The organism is Mycobacterium sp. NGS49, from assembly GCF_059812565.1.
On the sequence record NZ_JCALCX010000008.1, the window covers coordinates 51,418 to 75,717 of the forward strand.

The window sequence follows — 24,300 nt, forward strand, 5'->3', positions numbered from 1 at the left end:
CTGTCACCGCGGTCATTGATATCGGTTAATTCGTGACCACAGTGCCATTCGGCACCCAGCACGAAGTATGTCGAGTCACATACACGTGCTGATGCAGGCAGAACCGTACTCCGCGGCCCATGACGCCCGTCGGCCTGGCCTTTATCGCGATCTCGTAATTCTACGCCGAGGGCACGGCGATCCCGTCGAGACCGAATTGTCCCACCACCGCCAGCGTAATTGGCTGCGCGGCCCACATGTCGCCGCCCGCTGTGCCGTGACACCGCCTACAGCTCGTGCTTCATTTAGCGGAACCGGTATTACTGGGCTAGGCGTGGGCGTTCAACTTACCGTTCTACGGCGCGCCGCTGTCGCGTCATACATCGTCGCCCATCACTTCGGCGAAGGTACCAGCCAGCTCCTCGAACATTTTCTCTGACAATCGATTGTCCCGGAGCGGATCGTAATGGGAAGGGGTGGTGACGCGGCTCAAATAAGCGCCAGCCGCGATCGCTGACCAAATCGTCACCGCGCGACGCACGCGCCGATCAGCAATACAAACACCCATCCTGTCAGCAAGTGCCCAGCCTAAAACTTCCTTCCGAGCTGCTGACGCTTGCCTCACAAGCCTAGGACTCGTTGCGACGACATGAGCCATCGCCAGCATCCGTTCTCGCGTAATCACGCCTCGCCCATCGATAATTGCGGTCAAGACCTCGGTGGTGGCGACCAGAAGAGCAATTTCTGGACTGGCCGTGGGCCTAACCTGCCCGAGCGCTGCGGCGATGCGTTCTAAGACCGAATAAACGACGGACATCACGATCGCATCCTTGGAGGCGAAGTGACGCGCAAGCTGCTCTGGTGCCACTTCGGCGCCGGCGGAAATCGCGCACAGAGTTGTAGCCTCGAAGCCGTATCTCTCGCAAAGATCGAAGGCGGCGTCAATAACCCGCTCGCGGTCGTCTTGCTCCCCCATCAGCGCAGTCACCCTATGCTCTGGCTAGCCGAGGTTGTTGACACTGACCTGCTCATCCCGGCATGCAATTCGATCTCCGTATCACTGCCGTCGGAGAAGCGTCGCGCTAGGCACCGAACTGCCGCTGCACTCGACGCTTGAATAGCGGCTCGCCAGCCCTCGGAGCGTTCTTCGCAACATAGTCCAACTGGCTGCGCAGAAGAGGCCGCGTCGCCTCGCTGTCGTTGACCTACCATGCCAGTCAAAGACTCGCGGTGCGTCGCAGTCGTGTCGTTGATCTGCTGCAGTGCTTCAGGAACGGATGCCGCGAGGGGCAAGCCGTGATCGGTGATGACCCGCAGCGGCGGTTGCATCGCTGAACCGGCGATGACGCTAAATTGTAGACGGGATTTACGTCGGAAGTCAGCGAGCTTCAGGAGGGCTCGGAATCCGGCGATCTCCAGAAATTGCACACGGCAGTAATCCACAATGAGTGGAGACCCGAGTCGCGCGAAGCGCAGGACCTCGCGATCGACAATCTCGGTGTTCGCGGCGTCAACCTCTCCATCGACTCTCACTACGATGGCTAAGCTGCGCGCGGGAACATCCAGCTGCGCCCCCGCGCAGTCGATTAAGGTATGGCGGTGGATGCGACGAGAGCCGACTTTGCTGCGCAAGGTCACAAGAAACGCCCTATCGGTTCACGGTGTCGCAACAAATCCAGCAAAACTAACAGAGCGCCGGGAAAAGACTATCGGGCTGCGAATTCAACTTGCGGCAACAGTAACAGGCGCCAGCGGCATCAGCTAGCCTGACGGAGCGGCCGACAACACCGGTGTTGACCCGTAATCGTATGACTGCCTTGGTCTTTGACACCCTGAAACAGGCGCGCGGGGTGGTGATGTGTTCGTTTTGCGGATGTCGAGCGCACTCGGGTTCGCTTGGCGACTTCCTGTGGTCGCGCGGCGAGCACAGTAACGGTGTGCTTGGCCGCCTGCACGCGGGCTGCGGTTTCCAAGACTTGCAGGATCAGCTTGAGCGACCTGCGCGTCTCATGATGTACTTTCCGGTACAGTCTGTGGTAGGCGAAGCTGGGACGTCGAGGCCGGTCGATCCGCGACGCGATGGTGAAAGGATGTTTGTCCATGCGTGTCCTGCGAACGCCGAATTCTCGTTTCGAGGGGCTGCCGGATTACGAGTTTGCACCTCACTACGTTGCGGTCGACCGCGGCGACGGCGTGGCGTTGAGAATGCACTACCTCGACGAGGGTCCGCGGCGCGCTCCGGCCATCTTGTTGTTGCACGGCGAACCATCATGGTCATATTTATACCGACACATGATTCCGGTGTTGGTCGACGCAGGATTGCGGGCGGTGGCGCTGGACCTCGTGGGATTTGGCCGCAGTGACAAGCCCGCGATGCGTTCGGACTACACGTACCTGGCGCACGTCAATTGGGTTAAAGAAGCCCTCGACACAATCGGCTTGGACGAAATCACGTTAGTAGGCCAAGACTGGGGTGGATTGATCGGCCTGCGAATCGTCGGCGAGGAGCCCGAGCGTTTTAGCCGTGTGGTTGCCGCAAACACGTTTCTACCGACGGGGGAACAACGGGGCAAGGCCTTTCTGGCATGGCAGCGCTACAGTCAAGAAACACCGTCTTTCGATGCAGGCAGGATCGTCAACGGCGGCTGTACGACGAATCTGACTCCCGACGTCATTGCAGCATACGACGCGCCGTTTCCCGGTGACTCCTTTAAGGCTGGGGCGCGCCAATTTCCGATGCTGGTTCCCACCTCGCCCGACGATCCCGCCGCGCCGGCCAATCTCGCGGCGATGGCGGCGCTTGGCCGCTTCACGCGGCCTTTCCTGTGCGCATTCTCTGACCAGGATCCCATCACTCGGGGAGCTGACGCGGTCCTTCGCGAGCACATTCCGGGCGCGAAAAATATTGCTCCGGTCACTATCTCCGGGGCCGGGCACTTCCTCCAAGAAGATCGCGGACCCCAACTAGCCCAAGTCATTGCCGAATTCGTCCACGATTGACAAGCGTTATGCGAGCCGGTGGACATACTTCTCTCAACGCGGTCGGACATTCATGGATACTCAGGTCGATTGGCACTGCCTGTGCTACCGCACTCACCCGTTGCTTTTCCTGGGCGCTCAGCGCGCGATAAACGTTGTGGCACTGACGTTTTGGTCTGATGGTTGGTTTAGGAGGAACCGTCAGATCGCGGTTCAGGCGGAGTTTAGACAGTGGCCAGAACCGTAGTAAAGAACCTGGATGGCGCGTGCATGCTGCGCGAAACCGGCTGGTCCGGTTTGTTGCTGAGGAGGGTACCTGCTCATTTGGACACCGCACAGAGGTGGGGGCAGCGTGAAGTTTGAGTCGATGCGTCGCTCGTGGGCCTGGACATTCGACCTACCGCCAGATGAACTCTGGCCGGTCCTGGCCGACACGAAGCGGTTCAACGAGGCGCTAGGTCTGCCGCCGTACACCCTCGAGGAAACACCGCAACCCAACGGCACGATCCTGCGCCGCGGACGGGCCAAAGCCGCGGGTTTCGCGCAGGAGTGGGAAGAAAAACCCTACGAATGGATCGCGGGTCGACACTTTCGCCAGCGGCGAGTGTTCAGCAAGGGACCATTCCGCCGCTTTGGCCCGGTCTTCGATGTCGAGCCGGACGGCCGAGGCGGTTCGCGTGTGTCTTATACCCTGGAGTGGGAGCCGCTGAACTTGGCGGGGCGACTGTTCGGCACACGACTTGCCGTGCAGGCCGGGAAGAACGTGAAAAGGCGGATCCTGGAGGCAGTCACGTTCGCGCACGGCGCCGCCGAACCCGAGCGGCTGACCCCGTTCGTGCTTCGGGAGCCGGTAATGCCTCCGAGCGCACGTGAACGGGCCACCGCGATGGCCCGCGACATCGACAGTAGCCCGTATGGGAACGGACTCGGCGACCGCCTCGTCGAGCGGGTGCTGAATGCCATGGCGGCCGATCTCGCCAGGCTGCGGCCAAAGGTTCTGGCCGGCGAGTTGGGGGTGCCGCCGCGAGCGGCGACCGAGGCCTGTCTCGCCGGTGTGCGGGCCGGACTGCTCGGCATGAGGTGGGATCTGTTGTGCCCGAACTGCCGTGGGGCCAAGGCCAGCGTTCCGACACTCGCCGAGCTACCCCACGGCGCGCATTGTTCATCGTGCAACATCGACTACGATCGCGACTTCGAACGTAATGTCGAGCTGACCTTTACACCGTCGCCGACGGTACGTCCCCTGCCAGAAGGCGACTTCTGCCTGTCCGGCCCGATGAGCACCGAGCATGTGGCTGTGCAAGTCCTGCTACGCCCGGGAGAGCGCCGCACCGTTCCCGTTGACCTGCCAGCCGGTTCCTATCGGCTGCGCACATTGCACCCTGGCCACGCTGTCGAAGTCGATTATGAAGCGGGCGCCTTTCCCGGTTTGCACATCACTGCAACCGGTGCAGAGTTGCTTGCGACATCTGAGCCGACCGACCGGCCCGGGACCGTGACGTTCGTCAACGACGCTGGCTTCGAGTTGGCAGCGCTGATCGAGGAACGGACCTGGACACGCGAGACACTTACTGCACCGGAAGTGCTTTCCTTGCAAGTCTTCCGCGATCTGTTCGCCGAGGCAACGCTGCGACCGGGCGATGATGCAGGCATCAGCCAGGTGGCACTGCTGTTTACCGACCTGCGAGGCTCCACGGAACTCTACGAACGCGTCGGCGACGCCACTGCCTACAACCTAGTTCGCGAGCACTTCACATTACTCGCCGAGGTCGTACGGGACCACGATGGCGCGGTCGTGAAAACGATCGGCGACGCCGTGATGGCGTCCTTCGACGACCCCGCACAAGCGGTACGGGCGGCGTTGGCTATGCAGCACCGGATCGTCGCGGCAGCATCCGGCGCCGAGCCGCTGGTGTTGAAGATCGGCGTTCATGCCGGACCGAGCGTCGTGGTGACGTTGAATGACCGCCTCGACTATTTCGGCTCCACGGTGAACATGACGGCGCGCCTGCAAGGTCAGAGCGCGGGTGGGGACATCGTACTGTCGCAAGCGCTTGCCTGCGATCCCGCGGTGCGAGAGATGTTATCCACCGTGACCCAGCGCCGCGAGACGGTGGCACTTAAGGGCTTTACCGAACCCGTCGGATTTGTTCGGCTAGTGAGTTGTGAATCCACTGGAATAGCCGATTTGGATCACACGGTCGAATCCTCTTGACCGCGAGAAGAACACCGCAAAGCCAGCGCGTGCAAATTAGTGTTTGACGGTGCTTCCCACGGCGGCAAGCACGGCGATCATCCGCGAGTGAATGCTGCGTACGTCAGTCACGAGGAGTCCCGCGGCGTCGGCTACGGTCCCAAGAGCACCTGCCCCCACTCGCGACCACCGAAACCATGGACTGGTGTGGTCTGTAGTCTCCCAGCGCAACATTTCATGGCTAACTGCTAAGGGGCGAGGATCGACTTCGACAATGACAATCCCTTGCGGTGCGAGCATCTCGGCGGCGCGCTGTAGCACTCGGACAGGGTTGCCACCGATGCCGATGTTCCCGTCGACCAAAAGCACCTGCTGCCAGCACCTCTCGGCTGGAAGCGGACCGAAAAGGTCGGTGCAAATTGCCGCTCCTCCTCGCGAACGCGTCAGCTCGATGGCAGCGACTGACATGTCGACGCCGAGTGCAGGCGATCCGCGGTGATGCAGCGAAGCCGTGAATCGTCCTGGTCCACAGCCCAAGTCAAGTGTTGGGTGCTGCGAGCAACACGCAATAACGTGTTCGTCAACAATACGATCAGAAGCGGCGATTTCAGACGAGCCCATGAAGCGCGCCATTGGAAGCTCCCGTACCTGTCCACGATCATTACGCACCCAACAGCGCGTACCTTGGGCAGCGGCTCGATAAATGACGTCAATCGTGCCAATCATACTGAGGTCAGCTGTCATCGATCTTTCCACTTGTTTGGCCCAAGTTACGCAAAGTCTGTCGCGGACTTGACGACCAACGATGCACCCGTCGAAAAGATAAGGCTGTCAACCAGATCACATTCAGAGGCCAAAATCTGTCTGGTCATGACGACATGCTGCGTAAACCTGACCCTCCTGCGCATACAAGCATCGGCCCAGCTATCGTAGGGGATTTGACTGTACCAGATAGCACACAGACGATGTATCCCAAGCTCGCGTCGCCGGATCACTATTGCCGACCATCTGGATCGGCGGTTTGCGGCCATATCGCTGGGACGACTGGTGCTCATTGATGTTTTCAGCGAGTGACGTTAAGCCTTTGCGCCGCAAAGTCGGCGGCTTGGTTCGTCATCCCGTTGACGGGGTAAGCACGGTGGGCGGCGCGATCGGTGCCTGTTGGCGAACACACTGGGTCTGCGGGGGCACACAAGTCAATGGTCTTAGCTGCAAATAGGTTACCGATCGTCAGGGGCGGCGCGCCGCCGTCTATTAGCTGCACAAACGAGTCCCGTGGTTTGCCGAATAGTGCTACCACGGCGACGTGCTGCGCGACTCCTGACGGTAGGGGTCCGGCGAGCCCGTCCGGAAGCACGTAACCTGCTGGGACAGCATCCGTTGTGGTGTAGACCGCTACGGCGGCGCCTTGCGAGTATCCACCCATCACAATCCTGGTGGCGGGACAGTCTGACGCCAGGGTGACGACTTCATGGCTTGCATCAACAACCCCTTCGGCAACACGCCAAAAATCCAGTGATGCAGGGTAATCGACAGCATAGGGTTCCACTGTCAAGCCACCAAGGCGCGTCCTGAGGGCGTCGAGAAATGCCTCCCCTGTAACACCTATCCCCGGTGGCTCGAAGGTGCCGCGCGCGAACACGAGAGCGACATTAGGACACTGTGCAGCCTGGGCCTCGGGAAGAGGCTGCAGAAGCAGCCCGAGCCCTACCACTGCTGTCAGCAGGGCTGGCCATCGGAGTCCGCATCCAGTAGTCCATCGCAGGCACAACGACCGCTTGGGGTTCGACTCCGCAGTCCTGAGGATCCCGACTTGCTCTCCTACAGGACAGTGTCGCACGCAGTTGGGGTCGACGCTGCATTGATGCATCGGAGCTCCTTTCGGTCCATGCGCAAGACCCGCTGGCCGTTGATCGTCGCGAACTAGTACTGTACCGATCGGTACTTCGAGCATGAATCCGCCCCGGTGCACGGCCCTACTCGCCGACTACGTAGCAGCCTCCGATCGTGGGACTGCGCAATCAGTGGGTCACGGTTTCCTACATGACAGTTGGGTATTCCCTGAGCGTGCCGCTTCGCGACCGATGACGAAACCGTTTCGGGTTGGCCTTGGCGGACGATAGAGAGGAGCTCGATGTCGATTCAACTGCTCGTCGCTTATGACACCTCTGATGGGCATTGCGCCTATGCCGGTCAACATCTGGCCCGGGGAGCGCGCGCTGCCGGTGCCGATGTTCGACTCCGCCAAGTCACAAGCTGTCACCGCAGCGATTTTCGTGACCTTGACGGCCTGATCTTGGGGTCGCCGGTGCACCAACGCGGAATGAGCTGGCCGATGAAGAAGTTCATCGATGAACTGTGCGAGCCCTCGTGGTTTTACGACGACATGGTGGGCAGGGCTTGCGGCGTGTTCACTACTGGCGGCGGGCACGGAAACGTTGGTGGCGGATGCGAAATGGCGCAGCTGTCCATGCTGGCCAATCTGGCAGCAATGGGCTGCGTCATGGTCCCATTCCCGAAATGCACCCGAGGTTTTGACGTTGCCGGAATGCATTGGGGCCCGCACATCCGCGTCACTTCTGACGACATGACACCACTGCAACCTCACGAGTTGCCCGAAGAGGCGCTCGACGCGGTCTATCACCACGGGGCGGCAATCTGCCGTATCGCCGAAGCCCTCAAGCGACGCGCGCTTGATGGGCAGCTTTTCGACGCGGGCGGACGATTTCCATCAAGGGAAGTCCTTTCCGTCCGGTCCGATCATGACGGTGACGCCGGCGCGCAAGGTTCGCGCCGTTGACACATTCAGTCGGGAAAACGGACTAGCCCCCGTCTGATTGCGATCCGCATCGCTTCCGTACGTGTCGATGCCCCCAACTTCGCAAACAGGTTGTTGGCGTGCAACTTAACGGTGCTCTCGGCAATGAATAAGGCGCCGGCAATCTCCCGATTGGTTTTTCCTTCCGCCATCAACCTGAGCACGTCGAGTTCGCGGGCCGTGGGCTGCGCACGCTGAAGCCGCTCGGCCAGCTTGGTGGCCACCGCGGGCGAAACGCACATCTGACCTGCGGCCGCCCTTCGAATGCCCTGCACCAACTCGATTTCTGCGACATCCTTTAGCAGAAAGCCTTTGGCCCCGGCTTGCAGAGCGAGTTGAATGTCGGCTTCGGCATCGAACGTCGTGAGGATCACCACGCGCGCGTCTGCATCAATTTCGCGGATCCGGCTAACACACTCCACCCCGTCAACGCCAGGCATCCGCAGATCAATGAGAGCAACGTCGGGACGCCGGGCCGCATACATTTCGACCGCCTCGTGCCCATTAGCTGCTTCGGCGACCACTTCCATGTCAGCTTGGCGATTGACCATAAAAGCTACGCCAGCTCTAACCACCTCGTGGTCGTCAGCCAACAACACCGCAATCCGAGCCGCGCTATTACTCATGTTCCGGTCTACCGCAACCTAGCGACGGTGTGCTCGTCCCCCACCCGACATCGTCCACTCCCTCGGACTGTACCATCAAGTTCACTAAAGCTCCCCTGCCGGGCCCGACTTGTCTACCCGTTGGTGCTACCCGAGACAATTTGGGGTCTGCCTCACCTTTAGTTCTAGGCGCAGGCGCAACCAACGACCAGACTTGGTCCAAGACCAGCAGCGTTTTCGTGCCACCGCACATACCATGTCGGTGGTGAGACAGACCGCCTTCGAGGGAACTACTCGCGGCACGACCGAATGCCCCACGCGCAGCCAAGCGTCCGACTTGTCTGCGGCAAGACTTCGTCAAGCAAAGATGCGGTCAGCGATCGGCGATGCCGTTACGGTCCTGACCGAGGCTGACGCGACAGAAGAGGCGTTGCAGAACGCCCTGGCAGCAATCGCTGACGCGGGCGAATTTTCCTCAGCCTGCGTCATCGAACTCAATGACCAAGGTGGGGCAGCACGACCGCGTCCGCAACTCCTAGCCGGATGGGGTGCCCGGGACCGAACACCTCTCGGTAACTCGTTGGCGTTACTCGACATGCGTCCATGGATCGACGCATCGATCCACAGTGACCACCCTCTGGATGCGTTGATCGGCGATCTACCCGACAAAACACTTCGCGGTGTGCTGAAGGAAGCGAAAGTGGCATACGTGGTTTGTTGCCCCATCCAAGTCAACGAAAACTATTGGGGGTGGGTACGATTCGACGATACTACTTCTCGTCGCTGCGACGCGTCGGAAAGGCAGATTCTCCAGTCGGCGGCGATCATCATGGCTCGCGTCGCACGACGTGGTCAGTTACGGCGCAATTCTCGGGATCAGGCGACCGACGCCGAGGGCGCCGGCCATTCCGCCGAGCCGGCGCCTAATGACGCGTCACTCAATGCCCTGCTCTTTCGACTCTCTAGTGGCTCCGATCTCGATACACTTTCGGATGCGTTGTCAGTCGAGGTGACCTCACGGCTACACGCGGACGGCAGTCAGCTTGTGCTGTACGACGAGGCCAAGGACGAGCTGTTTACCGTCGCGGGCGTGGCCAAGAATGAACCCGAGCGATTCCAATTTCCGGCAACAATTCAGGCCAGCGGCGCGGGATGCTTCGAGGTGCTCCGCGATCGTCGCACGCCCCGTTACTTCGACCTTGACCGCGAGCCCCAGAACTTCTGGCCGGGAACAGTCGAGTATCACCGTCGCTTCGGCTCGCAGACGGTGTTGGTGACACCTCTCCATTACGGCGACCGCTTTGCCGGGTTTCTTGGCGTTGCATTTCTTCGGCGTCGCGAACTCACGCAAGACGAACTTGATCTGCTGCAGTCTCTTGGCCACCAAGCCGCATTGGCAGTGCAGCTCATCCGGGCGGGCAAGCACGAGCGTGAGCTGGCGGTGACGCGCGAACGTGAGGCCGCGACGCAGGCGCGGGCGGCAGAACTGGAAGTTGCCAACGTCGCCTTGCAGCGTCTGGTTGACGCGACAGCTAGCCTCGACGGCCTTGAAGGTTTCATCTCGAAGGCCTTGCGCATTGTCGCCGAGGCCCTTAATGCGTCCGGTGCGGGTTACTTCGAGCACCCTGCCGATACCATCTTTCTGCGCTTCTGGCTCGACCACGGCGTCGTCTACGGGCCGGATGAGCTACCCAGCCTCAACGGCGACGACTTGACCACTGTTCGTGAGATGGCGTCCGGGTTCACCGTGTCGCCTGCGCACCTAGGCGTTGACTACCGACGGCGCAGTTCGCCCAGTGTCGTGCACCATACCAAGGCGACCGCGTCGCCAGCACTACACAACTTCTGCCGCAGCCGCGGGTGGGCGTGGGAACTTAACGTGCCGTTGATGGTTAACGGCGTTAGTTGCGCTGCAATCACGTTGCACCGCGATGAGCAGCAGCCCTTCAGCACCGGGGAGGTTGCCCTGGGGGAAACGCTCGGCAAGCAAGTCGCACTCGCCATCCAAGTCAACCGTCTGGCCGAGCGTGATCGCGAGGCCGCTATCGCGGCCGAGCAGGCCGCCGAATTGGCCCGCGCCAATGCGGTCTTGAGTCGATCGTTAAGTCACGCCACTGTGGAGGAAACGACCGACGTGCTCATGGCCCGCATGGTCAAAGAGATCGGTGACATTGCTGGGGCACAATGCAGCGCCCTGATGCTGGAAGAGCCCGACAGGGGCCTCACCATGCCGCTGCTTTTCCTCGACGGCGAGCCGGTGGACCCTCAGAGCGATCGGGCTCACCCCATGTGCCGGCAGACGTGCCAGTGGTCTGACTTTCCGTCCGGCGTCGCACTGTCGGATGACCAATTGGTAGCCGAAGAACTCGACGCGCTGGCGCCGCGGCTCTGGCCGCCGAGCAACGCCTGGCATTACGCCCAGGGCCACCAGGCGCTGGCCATGGTGCCGCTTCGCCACGGTGACCGAACGATCGGCATTCTCGGCCTCGGTTTCGTGCACAGCCCAGTGTTTGACAGGCGGACCAGTGCGTTGCTGCGCGCGCTGGCCAATCAGCTCGGTTTGGTGGCAGCGCTCGAACAGGCCGCGGCGAAGGCGCGAGAGGCCGTGGTACTGCGGGAGAGAGAAAGCGCCGCCCGCCAGCGAGCTGATACCTTGGCCCAGGCCAATGCCGCGTTGACCCGCTCAACCGCCCAGCTCGCGTCCGGCGAGGGCTTATCCGACTTTCTGACCGCCGTGCTGATGGAGGCGATCAACGCTGCCGGCGCCGTGAGCGGAGCGGTGTTTATCCATGACGCCGCAAAGCAGACGCTGAGTGCTGAAGCGTTCATTATGCGTGGTGCAGTTGTCAACGTCGCTACCGATCCTTTGGGCGCTGCGTTCCGCGCTCCCCGGTCGACAGCGGATGATCCGGCCTGGGGCGCAATGGCCGTCGACAAGAAGGTGTTGTGGATGGACTACGACAACCCTTCGCCAATCGATTGGCCGGAGGCGCTGCAATTTCATCGCGCGTTGGGCCACCGGTACGTCGCTGACGTGCCGATGATCTATCGCGGCACCGCTATCGGGTTCCTCGGGTTGTGTTTCGACAAATCGGCTGAATTATCTCTCGATGAAAACACACTCGAGGTAGCGCAGGTCCTAGCTCAACAAGCCGTGCTCGCGGTGCGCCTGACCCGATTGGCCGAAGACGCCCGCACCGCCGCTCTCGACGTCGAACGTGGCCGGGTGGCCGGCGAGATTCACGACGGACTCGCGCAGGGATTCACGGCAATATTGATGCAGGCCCGCGCAGCACTGCTTTCTGACGAGGACTCGCACCGCCACCTTTTCCTCCGCAGGATCGAAGCGCTGGCAGCCGACGGGGTCAGCGAAGCGCGTCGCTCCGTCTTCGCACTGCGCTCGGTGACGTTAGAGGCTGACGGGCTGATCGCCGCATTGACACGCTTAGTCGACAACTGCGCTATCACCGGTCAAATCGACTGCCAGTTGCAGTCCCACGGTCCCCTTCTGCATCTGACACCCGCGCTGGAAGATTCCGCTTATCGGATCGTGCAAGAATCGCTGCAGAATGCCCTCAAATATGCTGACGCGCGCACCATCGTCGTCCACGTCGGCGCTACCCAGGGTCAACTCACCGTCACTGTCGACGATGATGGCACCGGGATTGCCGAGGACATCATTTCGCAGGCCAGGGAACGAGGAGGCTTGCGTGCAATGCGCGAGCGAGCAGCGACTGGCGGCGGCGTTCTCACCGTGACGCGGGTGCAGCCGCACGGAACGCGAGTTTCGGTTAGTTACCCGCTGCCGCCGCCATGATCGCAGACAACGCCGACGCGTGCTTAAGGGTAGTGCTCGCTGATGATCACGTAGCTTTTCGGCAGAGCCTGCGAAGTATTCTCGAAACTCTCGGGGGCACCGACGTGGTTGCTGAAAGCAGCGACGGCGAAGGCGCATTGACCGCTTACCTGTGCCATCGGCCTCACGTGCTGGTCCTCGACTTACGTATGCCTCATCTTGACGGTTTGCAAGTTGTCTGTCGCGTGCTGGCGGCTGATCCGACTGCCTGCATTCTCGTGCTGACGACTAGTGCCACCGACCATCAAATTCAGCGCGTCCTGGCTGCCGGGGCGAAGGCGTGCCTGTTCAAAGATGTTGCTCCACAAGTTCTTCTGCAGATCCTGCGCAGAGTAGCTGCGGGTGAAACCATTCCGCCCACCGCAGCGTGGGGAGAATCGAGTTGCGCCGCAACACCATCGGCCGACAAGCACGGTCAGCGAGAAGAACCGACCGGACCTTGAACCAGGGTTAGAGCGGTTTAGAGCCCGTATCGCAGAATCACGCCGCCGCAAGAACCCGTGACATGTCGGCCCTGTTGATCGGAGCCTGGTGAGTGAGCATGCGACCTTCCTCCCAGAGAGTGATTGAAAACGTCGGGTCTGCTGCACGATCAGGTGACAGTTTCGGTCACGCGGCCTGACTGGCCGGTGTGGTCATGATGGCTTCGAATTCGACGGGGGTCAACCGGCCGAGGCCGGCTTGGCGACGCCGGCGGTGGTAGGTCCGTTCGATCCAGGTGACGATCGCGATGCGCAGTTGCTCGCGGGTGTCCCAGCGGCGGCGGTTCAAGACGTTCTTCTGCAGCAAGGAAAAGAAGCTCTCCATGGCGGCGTTGTCACCGGCCGCCCCGACGCGGCCCATGGATCCGACCATCTCGTAGCGACCCAGCATATGCACGAATTTGCTTGACCTGAACTGAGATCCGCGGTCGCTGTGCAATATGCAGCCGGCGACCTCACCACGACGGGCCACCGCACTGCTGAGAGCCTGGACGGCCAGACGGGATTTCATCCGGGAGTCGATGCTGTAGCCGACGATACGATTGGAGAACACATCCTTGATCGCACACACGTAAAGCTTTCCCTCGCCGGTGTGGTGTTCGGTGATATCGCTGAGCCACAATCGATTTGGTGCATCAGCGGTAAAATCGCGGCCCACCAAATCGTCGTGAACGGGTGGACCGGATTTGCCGTTCTTTCCGCGTTTGCGCTTGCCGAACGCGCTCCACCAGCCATTGCCCGAACAGATCCGCCACGCCGTCCGCTCGGCCATGGCCTGGCCGGCGTCGCGGGCCTCATCAACGAGGTAGCGGTAGCCGAATTCCGGATCGTCACGGTGCGCATCGAATAAGGCGTTGGCGCGGTAGGCCTCGACGAGTTCGGCGGCGGCGACCGGCTGGGTCAACCAGCGGTAATACGGTTGGCGAGCGAGCTTGAGGACCCGGCACGTCACCGCCACGGGAATCCCGTCGGCGGCGAGCTCTTTCACGAGCGGGTAGAGCCTTTTCCCGGAAGGTTGGCCTGCGACAAGTAGGCCGCGGCCCGGCGCAGGACTTCGTTTTCCTGCTCCAAGAGCCTGATCCGGCGCCGAGCATCGCGCAGCTCACCGGACTCTCCGGTGGTCTTGCCGGGCTTGGTGCCCTCGTCGATGTCGGCCTGGCGCATCCACTTGGTCAGCGTCATCGGGTGGACACCAAAGTCGGTCGCGATCTGCTCGATCGTCACGCCGTCTTCACGGTTGCGGGCGACCCGGACGACATCGTCGCGGAACTCCTGGGGGTAAGGCCTGGGCACAAACACATCCTTCCAGCCTGCCCCTGCTGGGCAAGCCAACTCAGATGTCACCTATTCGTGCAGCAGACCCGTCCGCGGTGTAGTGAGCTGGGAAGTCCCTCAGCGTTAGGCATCTGCGACGAAGTGATCTGCGCGCCTGGCCTCATCGACGCGTGGCTTGTTTCGAGAGCCTATCGCTGTGTCCTAGCGGTTGCCTGGATGTCGAAGTCGATTGCCTGTTTCGCGCTCAGAGACCTCCCAGCGTGTGGTCGCGGCTCGCCGGTTCAGCGATCGCCCCATCAGCGGACGGTGTGCACGGCGGCTCCGTTGTTAACGAAACGAGGAGCGTAAAGTTGCCCGCTGCGGGCCTTCGGGTCGGTCGCCGCCCGCAGCAAGGGACGTGCGCCGTTCGCTGCGGACATGCCCGCCGCCCCGGCGAGGTTCTTGAAAAACCGCTGCGAGAAGCCGCCGCTCTGAGCCGCGCTCACGGTCTGCAGATCGGTGTTGGACAACCCGGGGTGCGCCACCAAGCTGGACACCGGTAGACCCACGGCCGTCAGACGTCGATGAAGCTCGACCGCGAAGTGCAAATTGGCCAGCTTGGACTGGCCGTACGCCCGCCACGGCTTGGCTCCTCGGTCGTGTCGCGGGATGGCCACGTTGCAGAGCCACCGGAGCCAGTTTGAATACTGCCACCCTCGATACGCCGAGGCCCTCAACCGGCGTTACGGACATGCCCGAGTCAGATCCGAACAATGAGGAACCGGCAACGGGCCTCGACACCGCGGAGTCAAACACCGACTCCCCGCCGTGCTCGCGAAACCATCTACGGGTCAGGAACTTTGCGGAGTGAGCCGAAGTACAGGGATAGCGCGAAGTCCGTCGGTGTTCGCGGCATACGCCGAAAAATTTGATGTATATCGCTCAGCAAGCGCGTATAAGCGGTTACGGTCCTCTCCCTCGGCCGCGCGGGCGATGAAGTCGCCGCCCCGGTCGGGACGGCCATCGGCGAACACCTGGCACTGCGCATTCTTGAGCAAGTTGTGGTACCAGCTCGGGTGGCTGGCCTGGCCGTAATTCGAGGCAATCACGATGACGTCGTCTTCATCGGTGAAGTAGGTGAGCATCACGTCTCGCGACAATCCCGACTTAGCTCCGGTCGTGCGAACCAAGACAAGGGGGATGGCTCCTTTCGCGAAATGTGCGCGTCCGTGAGTAAGCCGAACTAGACGGTTGTCGAGCGGCGCCAAGAGCCTGCGGTGGATCGCTGATCCCGTGTGCGTGGACATGAACCGGCCGATAGCGCGCCGCATCACACCCGGCCTTGCAGTGGGATCGACTCGCGGGATGCCATACAGCCGATCGCTCATGAGCAGAATGGTACGTCTTGTTGCCGCGAGCTGGTAGATGCTCGATCGCGTTCGCGCGTCAACCGGTGACTGTACCTTTCGGTACTTTTCTGGTATGCCTACTTTGCAGAGTGTTGGTGGCTGCCGTGCAGCATCCTGGACACCCGAAACGGAGTTGAACTCTTGTCGAATCTACTTTTCTTGCAAGCCTCCCCGCGCAAGAACGCGTCAAAGTCTATTCAGATCGCCCAGACGTACCTCAATGCGTTGCGGGTGAACAACCCGGACCTGAACATCGATATTCTTGAACTCTGGGAGACCGATCTCCCGGCGTTCGACGGCGATAAGGTGGCAGCCAAGATGAACGTCATCACTGAGCAAAACCAGAACGACAAGCAGCAGACGGCATGGGATCAAATCGTGGCAGTGGCAGCCAGATTCATTTCTGCCGACCGCTACCTAATTGCCGCGCCGATGTGGAACGGCGGCGTCCCGTACCGCCTCAAGCATTATATTGACCTGATACACCAGCCCGGCCTCCTGTGGGGACTCAACCCAGAGACCGGTTACTACGGACTTCTGAAGAACAAGCACGCAACACTTGTGCTGACCTCAGGCGTCTACGCTCAGGGCGTTCCCTCATCGTTCGGCGTTGACCACCACTCGACCCATCTGCGCGCGTGGCTCAACGAGGCGGGGGTGACAGAAATCGACGAGCTGCGATTTCAACCTTCGTTGCTGACCCCTGATCCCGACGGTGGCTTCGACAGAGCCCGTGAGCGAGCGGTCGAGCTGGCAGCTGCCCACGGCCGCGTCTGATTACATTCCCGTATTGTTTCGCGTCATCGACGTCTAGGACTTCGGTTCTGACGCAGCGATATTCGATCGAAGTCCGCCAGAGCACGGACGACCGCGTCGAACAACGATTCCGGAACAGCACGGTAAGCCGCGTTGGCGCAAGGGGATATCACAGTTCGATAGGCCTTCTACATCCCAAGCTCGAGTCCGACCAAAGCCTCGGGGATTCCCGACTTCGACGGTACGTGACCAACGCCTAATGATGGCGTGGAAACGCTGCCAGTGCCGACCGAGAACGACTGGCACGACTTTATATTAGTCGCAATGGATTTCGTCGCCGCCGTGGGATTCGGGTGGTAAGTCTTGGTGTGTACGTTCAGGAGTCAATCTCAGGAACGACAAATCGCTGCGGGCTGCGCTTCGCGTGCGTCTGGTGAATACGCGAGAGAAAAGACTTCAACAATTTCAGATGTTACAGACAACTCTTGGTCGAACGCGTGATGCGGCCGGAGTAGCGGGTTGCAGCCGGGTGCCAATGGGGCAGCGCGGACGGTTCATGCTGCAACGATTAGGAATTCGTTGCAAGTCTTCGTCGCGCAAAAGTCCTTCCCCTCACCTCACCGGAGACTCCTTCCGCGCCGGAATGCGCCGCAAACTGCTCGGAGAGAACCGATCAGCGACGGGCCTTTAGGCGCGGCTGCCGGTACCCGCCGTGAACAAACTGCGCATGGAGGCCTTGATGACGGAGCCGATGTGTTTCGCAGCCGTTCCAAGAGGCCATGGACTCGCCGGCCTGTGACTCGGCCGCAGGGTATTACGCTCAGCCCGGGATCACCTATCGCCTCCTGAAACTGCCGCACAGCACCGTCGCCGTCGCGTGGCAGCCCAAGCTCAGACGATGAGTTGATCGACGCCTTGGCGTCCACGTGTTGCCGCCAAGCGCGGCTCGAGCGTTGCGCCCGTAGCCGCGCGACGGCATGCAGTCCAGATGCGTCCAGGGGCTAAACACCTGACGCCGTGGGCGAGGGCGAAAGGAAACGGTGTATCGCCTCCATCGCGGCGTCCTGGCGTGCTTCGTCTGCGAAGTCGGGCATAATCTTGGCTTGATCAGTTAGCGGTCCGGTCAGGGCGCTGGCCGGGCTCGCGTAGAACCCGCCGCTGAGCAGTGCGTCGTCAATCAGCCCTCGGATCAACCGCTGGGTCCCAGTCTGAAGCGTGTGCGCGATGCCGAACGCAGGCAGGACAAAAGGCATGAGCAACCCGCCCATCAACAGCCGCACGATCGGCGTCATATCCCGGAGGACGTCGGTGCCCGCCGTGTTGCCGGGACTGACGGTGAGCAGACGCGACTCTGGGTGCCGTCGCGCCATTGCGCTCATATAGAGGGCGCCGACATGCTTGACCGCGGCATATGCCGACATCACGCTGCCGCCACGCGACCAGAAAGAACCGTCGGCAACGGATGAATACTCGGCGGCAGAGCCCACGTGGAAAATCGGTCTCGGGATACGCAGCTTCGGCGCACCGCGGGCCGCCTCGCTGCCGACGAGTACGGCAGTGCCGCCGAACGCCCCGCGCTGCATCAGCCCCTCTAGCAAAGCGGCATGTCCCAACACGTTTGCCGCGAAGATGTGAGTAACGCCTGCGGTCGTCCGCGCGTTCGGCGTCGGCCCCCCGGTTCCGCCAGCATTCATGATAATGCCGTCCACAAAGTCATCGAGGCCGTCGATCGCAGCGGTCACCGACCTAAGTTCAGTGAGATCCATCATCAGCGGTTGATAGATCTGCCTGCCGGCTATCCGGCCCAGGTTATCGGCGGCCTTGTATGCCTTTTCCTCAGATCGACAGCTGACGTAGACGCGCTCGACGCCGTCGACGCGAGCGAGCGTTCGCGCCACTTCCCTACCCAATCCCGTATTTGCCCCGGTAACTAGTACTGCTGCGAGATGTGACGTCACGTCGCCCGTATCCTTTCAAGCTCGGCACGGTCATAGTTGTACTGTACGCTTTGGTACACTGCGAGGCGCAGTCGGTGGGCTTCCCACATGGACGTGACAGCCGACACATCGTGACGAAGACGATCATTGCGAGATAGGGAATTCAATCCGGACCTGCGATGGCAGCCCGAATGAGACAGGTCTACGCTCACTGCAATTCACGCCTTCCTTCAGTCGGAGTCGCTGTTGCACAACGAATCCCGCGGATCAGAATTGTTCTGCTTGGTCGACCCGGGCTGTGACGGGGCAATTAACCCGATCAACCCGGAGGTGTAATGCTCTGATGACCCGTCCCTTGAGTGCCGATGCTCATCGGAGCCGCCCCACAACCGCGGTGAGGTCGGGCGTGGTAGTGGCGACGCAGCAGTGCACTGGACCGCATCTTGCGGAGGGCGGACGCAAGAAACGCCAACAAATCAGTGCGCGAGAAAGTTTCACGGCGCATCGTCGGTCGATTTGCTCGTGTTCGGGTGGCACATTAAGTGTACTCTTTGGTACATTGACTGGGTTCGCATTGCAGTAATAACTTGTCAGATCAGCTTCGTTGGCGCGTCAGGATGTCTGCCTGCTCTGCGGCGAAAATGCCGCTATGGCCCCTCCTTCCCGCCACAGTACGCAGTACACAGTGAACTGCACTACCGTTGTCAAGCAGCATCTTTGCGCGGCGGGCAGAGCCGCGATAGCGGATATGACTGGCATACACCCTTGCGAGGCGCATGATGACTGGTTTCGACATCCGCGCGGCGGGCTCGACCGAGCTTACGCGCCTGCTGACCTTGGCTGCCGCCTTCTACCTCGAAGACGGATTTGCGACGCCGGTTTCACAGCTCCGTGACAACCTGGCCTTTCTGCTGCACAGCCATGCCGCCCGCGTCGCCGTGGCGGGCCGGCAGCACGACATCGTTGGCTTTGCCATCACAACCCTTAGCTTCGGGCTTGAATATGGTGCTATCGCTGAACTTGAGGATCTGTTCGTCGCACCGGCCTCAAGGGGATCGGGAGTCGCGACCGCGCTCATTGACGACAGCTGCGATTGGGCTCGGTCTCGCGGTTGCCAGGCCCTCGAAGTGGTCGTAGTGCCGAAGGCCAACGACGTCGCGCATCTTGTCAGCTATTACGCGAAGAGGAATTTTGCCGACCAGGGTCGAAAAGTATTGACCCGGGACCTCACCCGGTAGGGCATGCCGCAGTCCGCGAAATCTATTTTTCATACAGACCTTTCGGATCCGGAGGGTGTTGATGCTGCGGCGTGCAGCTAGAGGCCTCTCCGACGCGCAGGTGATGTACCCAATCATGCCGGGCGAATCGTTTGCCATTAGCTGCGATAGCTTCGGCAAAGTCGCGGCTTACGATCCGATTGGTTGTCCTGGTTTCCCCGGAGAATTTGGTCTATCCCGCGCTCACGCTCAACGGTGTTGTCATACTTGGTTTTACGCCACGGGGTCGGTGGATTGTAGGAGCAGTTCGAGCTCCCTCGGAGTGCGTATGCCGAGCGCGGAGTGACGCCGTTGGCGCTTTAGGACGTTCTCTTGGAACTCGAAGATCGCGTTGGCCGACTCGATACGCGTCCTCCACCGATGGCGGTTGCGCAACTCCGTTTGCGTTCTACTCGAGACGGACTCGATAATTGCCGTCGGCTCGGCCTGCTCAGCCCGGTCGAGGTCGGACAGCCAACCGCATTCGATGAGCTCTTGTTTCGCGTAGTGCTAAATGGTCCGATCGCTACGGCCCATATCGGCAGGGCTCTCGGCGCCGGGGCGCCCGGCGGCACACCAGAGGCTGACCCCAAGCAGAACGGACTTTGGACAACCCGGCACATCATCCGAAAGCGGCCCGTTGACGCGATCGTGGCGACACATGCCACCGCCGAATTGGGGCTTTACAACATCGCTGGTGAAGTTCGTAAGCCGCCTGCAGGTACCTGATCGTCAGACTCATGTAGCGCCGACTCGATCGGACTAATGCGCGACCACCTTTTTGCCGAGCACTGGCGAGCCGGATTTCACCAGCCGGCCTAAATGTACCTACCAGTACAATGTGTCTCGCGGTCGAAGATGTTGTTGTGGTAGTCAAAATTTTGCATCAGTCGTGAATACCGAGGCTGGTATTCACCCCTTGACGGCGGAAGCTCCGCTGCCCTAGGCCATAGGTAGGGTCTGTGATATCGAGCAATCTGGTGGTCGTCTTGGCTTTCGGGGCCGTCGTGCCATTCGTCTACACCATGACCGGTAAGTTGCGACTGCCCGGACCGGTCCTGGAAATGCTAGCCGGTATCTTGATTGGTCCTGCGGCGCTCGGCTGGGCCAGGCCGGATGAACTGGTAAACACGCTGGGAACGTTGGGATTGTCGTTCCTACTGTTCTTGGCCGGCTTCGAAGTCGACGTGCGTCGCTTCAGGACGAGGATCGGACCCAAGGTGATGATGTCGTTGCTCATCTCGATGCTGCTCAGCGCCGCGACGATGGTAACGATGGATGCGAGGATCGGTCAGGGCAGCCTTCTGGTCGGTATAGCCCTGCTGGCGACCTCGCTCGGAGTTGTAGTGCCCGTCTTGGCAGACGCTGCGGTGGCCCGCCAACCTGTAGGCGTCATCACCGTGTCATGCGCGTCCGCCGGCGAAGTTGCAGCAGTAGTGGCGTTCTCGTTAGGGGTGGCCGGATCGCCGACCCCCCTCATCGGACGACTGCTCCTTCTCGGTTTGCTCTTGACCCTTGTCGGCGGAGTCGGCACAGTTCTAGCAGGTGCCAGACATGCTTCGCGCATCGTCTTTCTCATTCAACGGCTCGCTGATACCAGCGCCCAAATCCGGATTCGTCTTACCGTGTTGGTGGTGACGGGAATCGCCTTCGCGGCAGCACGTCTGGGCTTCGAATCGATCCTCGGCGCATTCTTGGCCGGGGTGCTGGTCCGTACCGTCGACCCCGAACCCCAACGTGCCCACCCGCTCTATCGCATCAAGATCGAAGCGATCGCCTTTGGACTACTCGTGCCGGTCTACTTCATCCGCAGCGGAATGGCGCTCGACGTGGAAGGCTTGACACAGCAGCCCGCGACCCTGGCGGAAATGGCTCTGTTCCTCGCAGCACTGTTGGCGGTGCGGGGTCTGCCTGTCGTCGTGTTCTGGCAGGAGTTATCCAAAACTCAGTTGCTCGCGTCTGCCCTGTTGCAGGCAACTTCGCTGCCATTTCTTCTCACAGCCGCCCAAGTTGGTCTGCAGATGGGTTTATTGTCTCGGTCGACATCCACCGCCATTGCAGGCGCGGGGATGTTGTCCGTCCTAACATTTCCACCGATAGCGCTGCGGCTGCTGGCCCTGCCCCAATCAGGCCCTCGACGTCGACGCTTGCGCAGGCGACCAGGGAGCGCCGACCAAAACCGACCTCCCTGATCGAATGGTGCTCGGTGCGGCCCCAGGCACACATACACCTACTGGTCGTTCAATCACCGCGCGCCGCGACACCGCAGCTCCGAAATCGCACAGCACGCGTTCATCACAGCTGTCGCGGCACGGTGTCGCCGCCAGCCCGCGAGCCCTGATGGTTGGGAACCCTGACCGATGTCACACACACACCCACACGGTTGCAGGATATTTCGGCGACAAGCTTCCCTGTACCGATAAGTACATATAGGCTGCTGTCGTTATGGCGCTCACCGAAAGGACTTCACGATGCGATTGACCGCACTCATCTCCGCAGCACTGTTGTCGGTAGCCCTGCTGTTAAGTGGATGCAGTTCCTCGAGCAAAGGGGGCCAATCGAGCTCGTCATCCCAGTCGAGCGTGACGGCTCCCCAGGGGTCTGCCGCGTCGCGTTCAGGCACATTCACCGGGCTCAACGGTAAGCAGGTTGCGGGCAAAGTCACAGTGACCGACGGCCAGATCGTGTTGTCGAACTTTTCCTCCGACGAAGGGCCGGATTTGCACATCTACCTGGCTAATGGCACTGACGAGAGCGCCGTCGCCGCGGGCAAGGTGATCGCCAGCGTCGCTTTCGACAAGAGTTCGCAGACATTCCCGCTCAGCGGCCTCGACGAATCGAAGTACACCACCGTAGTGATTCACTGCGACAAGGCCAAGGCATCCTTCGGGGCCGCCACGCTCTCATGAGTTCTCAGGCACGCCCTGCCGCGCTGTTGGCATGGATCGCCTTCGGCGCGGCAAGGGCGGCGCTAGGCATCTTATGGCTGCACGAGGGCTGGTTCAAATATCGCGCACACTTTGGTCGCGCCGACATCTTGCTCGTTGTCGACGGCGCGAAGGCCAATAGCAGGGTCCCCGACTACTTCACAGCTCTCTCGGAATCGGTGCTTCGCGACAACGCAGGCTTGTTCGGGGTAATGATTCCGCTACTCGAAACCACGTTAGGAATCGCGCTGATTGTCGGAGTGCTCAGCTTGCCTGCGGCGATGGGCTCGATACTGACCCTACTTTCCTACTGGAGCTCCGACCAGCTCATTGCTCAATATCCAATTATGGCAGCGCTTTCCGTGATCGTCATCGCGTGGCCAGCTCAGTCAACGCGCCTGTCCGCCACATCATTAGTGGTACGGACATTGCATCGTCGCCAGCGCGGGCAACGACTGATCGAAGGACCACTGCGACGCTGGCTGTAGTGGTCCTTCGATGCCAAGCGTGATGCCCCGGCTTGATGCGATAGCCGCGCCCTACATCCAGCCGCCCGCGGCGTCGATGGTTGCTCCTGTGATGTATGACGCGTCATCCGAGAGCAAAAATGCTGCGACCGAGGCAATTTCAGCTGGCTCGGCCCATCGGCCCAGCGAATTCATTGACTTAACGACGACCTCGGGCGCCAAGTCGCGCAGCACTGGCGGTGTGTAGCTTGCGGCGTGCTTGGCTGCCATGTCGGTGTTCGTACCTCCTGGGGCGATCGCATTGATGCCGATGCCGCGTTCGGCCAGTTCTGGCGCCAGATTCAGCACCATCGCTGAAACCGCGGCCTTACTGGCTGCGTACAGCGTGTGCTGATACACCGCAATCCGAGCGCTGATCGACGAGGTGAGCAAGATGCGGCCGCCCTGCGTCATCGCCGCGACCGCCGCCTGGGTCGCGAAAAGCTGCCCTGCAACATTGACGTGAAACACTCGATCTACATCGACCGGCGTAATTGATTCCAAAGGCCCGAAATGCTCGACACCAGCGTTGCTAGCCAACAGGTCTAACCCGCCGAACGCCGCCACTACCTGAGCAACCAGATCAGCGGTCTGGGCAGCATCGCTTACGTCGCCCTGGACCGCAAGCGCCCGATCACCCCCGCCCAGCTCACGGATCAATGCCTCAGCAGAGGCCGCATCACGCACGTAATTGACCGCGACTCGTGCACCCTCGCTTGCTAAGCGTCGCGCGATCGCGGCACCGATACCCCGGCCGCCACCGGTTACCAACGCACGCTTTCCTGTCAACCGTCCAGAATGCGACATGGCTCGAACTCCCTGTAGATCGGCGAAGACTGACACCTTCGTGTTAACAACTTTCGTGGAATCCTTCCGCAAGGCAAGACTTCTGGCTTCGTTGCGTACCCACCGCTAGAGGTGCCGAACCCATCGCGCAAAGACGCAAGGCCGCCACTACGCGTGGCCACCTTCTGATCGCCGAAGTCGCGCGCGGTGGTGTGTTCACAGACTTCGGCTCTGTGTTGGAAACGGCGTGCTCCCGAGGCCCTTCGCTGTTCAGCCACCACTTCAGCCTTTCCCACAAACACTGCCTGCACCATCGCCTGTACGTTGAGCCCCCGCCACCGTCAGACAACCGGGCTTGACCCTGCCCATCCGGACAGGTCCGTCGGTTCCGGCGGAGAATTGAGCAGTCCGAGTTGGTTTCCAGGCGCCCTCGCAATACTTCTCCTGATTCCTGAGGATGTGGTGACAGCATCGCCTCGGGTGAAGACGGGGCCGGCGGCGAGTCGGTGTAGGCGGCCTGCCAGACGTCAGCGCCTCATGGCACTGCGGCCTCGCG

20 protein-coding genes are annotated in these 24,300 nt (G+C 61.1%); 10 read left to right on the plus strand and 10 right to left on the minus strand.

What is annotated here, in order from left to right; genetic code table 11:
* Positions 1-355: 355 nt before the first annotated feature.
* A complete protein-coding gene (locus AC5Y7D_RS10155) occupies positions 356-967 on the minus strand; it encodes a TetR/AcrR family transcriptional regulator (protein WP_033717999.1) in 612 nt (203 codons plus the stop codon).
* Positions 964-1,617 carry an STAS domain-containing protein gene (locus AC5Y7D_RS10160; protein ID WP_075545900.1) on the minus strand — a complete coding sequence of 218 codons (654 nt, stop codon included), beginning with the start codon at positions 1,615-1,617 and terminating at the stop codon, positions 964-966. Before AC5Y7D_RS10160 ends, AC5Y7D_RS10155 begins: the two co-directional genes overlap by 4 nt.
* Before the next feature lie 462 nt (positions 1,618-2,079).
* Between AC5Y7D_RS10160 and AC5Y7D_RS10165 the strand changes: the two genes are divergently transcribed.
* Together AC5Y7D_RS10165 and AC5Y7D_RS10170 are read left to right on the plus strand one after the other, a co-directional pair.
* Positions 2,080-2,979, plus strand: a complete 900-nt coding sequence (locus tag AC5Y7D_RS10165; protein ID WP_033718000.1) for a haloalkane dehalogenase — start codon at positions 2,080-2,082, stop codon at positions 2,977-2,979.
* A 331-nt stretch (positions 2,980-3,310) separates the two neighbouring features.
* Complete coding sequence (locus AC5Y7D_RS10170; protein WP_075545901.1) at positions 3,311-5,173, plus strand: adenylate/guanylate cyclase domain-containing protein; 1,863 nt, start codon at positions 3,311-3,313, stop codon at positions 5,171-5,173.
* Positions 5,174-5,209: 36 nt separating this feature from the next.
* Here the strand turns inward: AC5Y7D_RS10170 and AC5Y7D_RS10175 are convergent, their stop codons facing one another.
* On the minus strand, positions 5,210-5,896 hold the full coding sequence (locus tag AC5Y7D_RS10175) for a methyltransferase domain-containing protein (protein WP_306454607.1): 687 nt from the start codon (positions 5,894-5,896) through the stop codon (positions 5,210-5,212).
* Positions 5,897-6,215: 319 nt separating this feature from the next.
* Positions 6,216-6,866 (minus strand): cutinase family protein, encoded by a 651-nt coding sequence (locus tag AC5Y7D_RS10180; RefSeq protein WP_370530926.1) that lies wholly within the window; start codon positions 6,864-6,866, stop codon positions 6,216-6,218.
* A gap of 420 nt (positions 6,867-7,286) precedes the next feature.
* Between AC5Y7D_RS10180 and AC5Y7D_RS10185 the strand changes: the two genes are divergently transcribed.
* A complete protein-coding gene (locus AC5Y7D_RS10185; RefSeq protein ID WP_080691819.1) occupies positions 7,287-7,952 on the plus strand; it encodes an NAD(P)H-dependent oxidoreductase in 666 nt (221 codons plus the stop codon).
* A 5-nt stretch (positions 7,953-7,957) separates the two neighbouring features.
* Here the strand turns inward: AC5Y7D_RS10185 and AC5Y7D_RS10190 are convergent, their stop codons facing one another.
* Positions 7,958-8,596, minus strand: a complete 639-nt coding sequence (locus AC5Y7D_RS10190) for a response regulator (RefSeq protein ID WP_033719492.1) — start codon at positions 8,594-8,596, stop codon at positions 7,958-7,960.
* A gap of 244 nt (positions 8,597-8,840) precedes the next feature.
* Between AC5Y7D_RS10190 and AC5Y7D_RS10195 the strand changes: the two genes are divergently transcribed.
* On the plus strand, positions 8,841-12,392 hold the full coding sequence (locus AC5Y7D_RS10195; RefSeq protein ID WP_158006309.1) for a GAF domain-containing protein: 3,552 nt from the start codon (positions 8,841-8,843) through the stop codon (positions 12,390-12,392).
* The gene (locus tag AC5Y7D_RS10200; protein WP_080691821.1) at positions 12,389-12,874 is read left to right on the plus strand and encodes a response regulator; all 486 of its coding nucleotides are present in this window, start codon (positions 12,389-12,391) and stop codon (positions 12,872-12,874) included. Before AC5Y7D_RS10195 ends, AC5Y7D_RS10200 begins: the two co-directional genes overlap by 4 nt.
* A gap of 166 nt (positions 12,875-13,040) precedes the next feature.
* Here AC5Y7D_RS10200 and AC5Y7D_RS10205 read toward each other — a convergent pair.
* From AC5Y7D_RS10205 to AC5Y7D_RS10215, 3 genes are all read right to left on the minus strand, one after another.
* Positions 13,041-14,206 (minus strand): IS3 family transposase gene (locus AC5Y7D_RS10205; protein WP_095764036.1). Its coding sequence is split into 2 segments (ribosomal slippage): positions 13,041-13,919 and positions 13,922-14,206, totalling 1,164 coding nucleotides; the frame shifts between segments, so codons are not numbered across the junction.
* A gap of 278 nt (positions 14,207-14,484) precedes the next feature.
* Positions 14,485-14,844, minus strand: a complete 360-nt coding sequence (locus AC5Y7D_RS10210) for an SDR family NAD(P)-dependent oxidoreductase (RefSeq protein WP_050594573.1) — start codon at positions 14,842-14,844, stop codon at positions 14,485-14,487.
* Between the two features lie 174 nt (positions 14,845-15,018).
* Positions 15,019-15,555, minus strand: coding sequence for a nitroreductase/quinone reductase family protein (locus tag AC5Y7D_RS10215; protein WP_033719495.1), 537 nt, complete (start codon positions 15,553-15,555; stop codon positions 15,019-15,021).
* Between the two features lie 162 nt (positions 15,556-15,717).
* On the opposite strand from AC5Y7D_RS10215, the gene AC5Y7D_RS10220 reads away from it, so the two are divergent.
* The gene (locus AC5Y7D_RS10220) at positions 15,718-16,353 is read left to right on the plus strand and encodes an FMN-dependent NADH-azoreductase (protein WP_033719496.1); all 636 of its coding nucleotides are present in this window, start codon (positions 15,718-15,720) and stop codon (positions 16,351-16,353) included.
* A gap of 980 nt (positions 16,354-17,333) precedes the next feature.
* On the opposite strand, the gene AC5Y7D_RS10225 is transcribed toward AC5Y7D_RS10220, so the two are convergent.
* Complete coding sequence (locus AC5Y7D_RS10225; protein WP_033719497.1) at positions 17,334-18,290, minus strand: SDR family NAD(P)-dependent oxidoreductase; 957 nt, start codon at positions 18,288-18,290, stop codon at positions 17,334-17,336.
* A gap of 758 nt (positions 18,291-19,048) precedes the next feature.
* On the opposite strand from AC5Y7D_RS10225, the gene AC5Y7D_RS10230 reads away from it, so the two are divergent.
* From AC5Y7D_RS10230 to AC5Y7D_RS10245, 4 genes are all read left to right on the plus strand, one after another.
* Positions 19,049-19,507: a GNAT family N-acetyltransferase gene (locus AC5Y7D_RS10230; protein ID WP_033719524.1), complete on the plus strand. Its 459-nt coding sequence runs from the start codon at positions 19,049-19,051 to the stop codon at positions 19,505-19,507.
* 998 nt (positions 19,508-20,505) lie between these two features.
* Positions 20,506-21,717, plus strand: a complete 1,212-nt coding sequence (locus tag AC5Y7D_RS10235) for a cation:proton antiporter (protein ID WP_082275280.1) — start codon at positions 20,506-20,508, stop codon at positions 21,715-21,717.
* 279 nt (positions 21,718-21,996) lie between these two features.
* Positions 21,997-22,434 carry a DM13 domain-containing protein gene (locus AC5Y7D_RS10240; RefSeq protein WP_033719498.1) on the plus strand — a complete coding sequence of 146 codons (438 nt, stop codon included), beginning with the start codon at positions 21,997-21,999 and terminating at the stop codon, positions 22,432-22,434.
* The gene (locus AC5Y7D_RS10245; RefSeq protein ID WP_075545906.1) at positions 22,431-22,940 is read left to right on the plus strand and encodes a DoxX family membrane protein; all 510 of its coding nucleotides are present in this window, start codon (positions 22,431-22,433) and stop codon (positions 22,938-22,940) included. Before AC5Y7D_RS10240 ends, AC5Y7D_RS10245 begins: the two co-directional genes overlap by 4 nt.
* Before the next feature lie 51 nt (positions 22,941-22,991).
* Here the strand turns inward: AC5Y7D_RS10245 and AC5Y7D_RS10250 are convergent, their stop codons facing one another.
* Entirely contained in the window at positions 22,992-23,801 is an 810-nt protein-coding gene (locus tag AC5Y7D_RS10250) for an SDR family NAD(P)-dependent oxidoreductase (RefSeq protein ID WP_239988013.1), read from the minus strand.
* Between the last annotated feature and the right edge of the window lie 499 nt (positions 23,802-24,300).